The sequence below is a fragment of the Aerococcus vaginalis genome (assembly GCF_053762225.1).
The window spans coordinates 1-2,486 of the sequence record NZ_JBSMYC010000008.1; the positions used below are offsets into that span (position 1 = coordinate 1).

Here is a 2,486-nt window from a genome sequence, read left to right on the forward strand (position 1 = left end):
CCGCGAGGACCATCTCGTAAGGCTAAATACTCCTTAGTGACCGATAGTGAACCAGTACCGTGAGGGAAAGGTGAAAAGCACCCCGGGAGGGGAGTGAAAGAGTACCTGAAACCGTATGCTTACAAACAGTCAGAGCCCGTTAATGGGTGATGGCGTACTTTTTGTTTAACGGACCGGCGAGTGACGATAGCAAGCAAGGTTAAGCTGTACAAGTGGAGCCGTAGCGAAAGCGAGTCTGAAATGGGCAACGAGTTTGTTGTCGTCGACCCGAAACCAGGTGATCTACCCATGTCCAGGGTGAAGGTGTGGTAAAACACACTGGAGGCCCGAACCCACGTCTGTTGAAAAAGGCGGGGATGAGGTGTGGGTAGCGGTGAAATTCCAATCGAACCTGGAGATAGCTGGTTCTCTCCGAAATAGCTTTAGGGCTAGCCTCAAAGGAGAATCTCGGAGGTAGAGCACTGTTTGATCAACGGGCACGTTAGGTGTTACTGAGATCTGATAAACTCCGAATGCCGAAGATTTGCTCTTTGGGAGTCAGACGGCGAGTGATAAGATCCGTCGTCGAAAGGGAAAGAGCCCAGACCACCGGCTAAGGTCCCTAAGTTTCAGTTAAGTGGAAAAGGATGTGGGGTTGCACAGACAATTAGGATGTTGGCTTAGAAGCAGCCACCATTGAAAGAGTGCGTAATAGCTCACTAATCGAGTGACCCTGCGCCGAAAATGTACCGGGGCTAAACTGAACACCGAAGCCGTGGATCCCGTAGGGATGGTAGGAGAGCGTTCTAACAGCAGTGAAGCATGATCGTGAGGACATGTGGAGCGGTTAGAAGTGAGAATGCCGGTATGAGTAGCGAAAGATGGGTGAGAATCCCATCCACCGAATAACTAAGGTTTCCTGGGGAAGGCTCGTCCTCCCAGGGTTAGTCGGGACCTAAGTCAAGACCGAACGGAGTAGACGATGGTCAACAGGTTGATATTCCTGTACTGGTTTCATTTGTTTGAACGAGGGAAGGACACAGCAGGCTAAGCAGAGCGCGGAGATGGAAAGACGCGTCCAAGCAGTGAGTCTGTCGAAGAGTCAAATGCTTTTCGATAAGGACAAGCTGTGATGGGGAGAGAAGTTTTAGTATCGAAGCTGCCGATGTCACACTGTCAAGAAAAGTTTCTAGTGAGAATGAAATCACCCGTACCGCAAACCGACACAGGTAGTTGAGGAGAGAATCCTAAGGTGAGCGAGCGAACTCTCGTTAAGGAACTCGGCAAAATGACCCCGTAACTTAGGAAGAAGGGGTGCTGACGCAAGTCAGCCGCAGTGAAATGGCCCAAGCGACTGTTTATCAAAAACATAGGTCTCTGCTAAATCGAAAGATGACGTATAGAGGCTGACGCCTGCCCGGTGCCGGAAGGTTAAGGAGAAGGGTTAGCATTAGCGAAGCTCTGAACTGAAGCCCCGGTAAACGGCGGCCGTAACTATAACGGTCCTAAGGTAGCGAAATTCCTTGTCAGGTAAGTTCTGACCCGCACGAAAGGCGCAACGATTTGGGCACTGTCTCGACGAGAGACTCGGTGAAATTGTAGTGCCGGTGAAGATGCCGGCTACCCGCGACAGGACGGAAAGACCCCATGGAGCTTTACTACAGGTTGATATTGAATGCTTGTTTCACATGTACAGGATAGGTAGGAGCCATAGAAATCGGCACGCTAGTGTCGATGGAGGCGATGGTGGGATACTACCCTTGTGAGGTGATCATTCTAACCCGCACCCCTAATCGGGGTGGGAGACAGTGTCAGTCAGGTAGTTTGACTGGGGCGGTCGCCTCCCAAAATGTAACGGAGGCGCCCAAAGGTTCCCTCAGAATGGTTGGAAATCATTCGCAGAGTGTAAAGGCAGAAGGGAGCTTGACTGTGAGACCTACAAGTCGAGCAGGGACGAAAGTCGGGCTTAGTGATCCGGTGGCACCGTATGGAAGGGCCATCGCTCAACGGATAAAAGCTACCCTGGGGATAACAGGCTTATCTCCCCCAAGAGTTCACATCGACGGGGAGGTTTGGCACCTCGATGTCGGCTCATCGCATCCTGGGGCTGAAGTCGGTCCCAAGGGTTGGGCTGTTCGCCCATTAAAGCGGTACGCGAGCTGGGTTCAGAACGTCGTGAGACAGTTCGGTCCCTATCCGTCGCGGGCGCAGGAAATTTGAGAGGAGCTATCCTTAGTACGAGAGGACCGGGATGGACGCACCGCTGGCGTACCAGTTGTTCTACCAAGAGCATCGCTGGGTAACTATGTGCGGAGTGGATAAGCGCTGAAAGCATCTAAGCGTGAAACCCACCTCGAGATGAGATTTCCCATTCGAAAGAAGTAAGAGCCCTGAGAGACGATCAGGTTGATAGGCTTGGAGTGGCAGTCTGGTGACAGATGAAGCGGACAAGTACTAATCGCTCGAGGACTTATCCAACGGATAAGCAATGATGATACGAAATGGTT

General features: G+C 51.7%; 1 rRNA gene. It reads left to right on the top strand.

Annotated elements, in window-relative coordinates:
* Window positions 1-2,457, top strand: a 23S ribosomal RNA gene (locus tag ACWOEX_RS06590); the annotation flags it as partial.
* Between the last annotated feature and the right edge of the window lie 29 nt (window positions 2,458-2,486).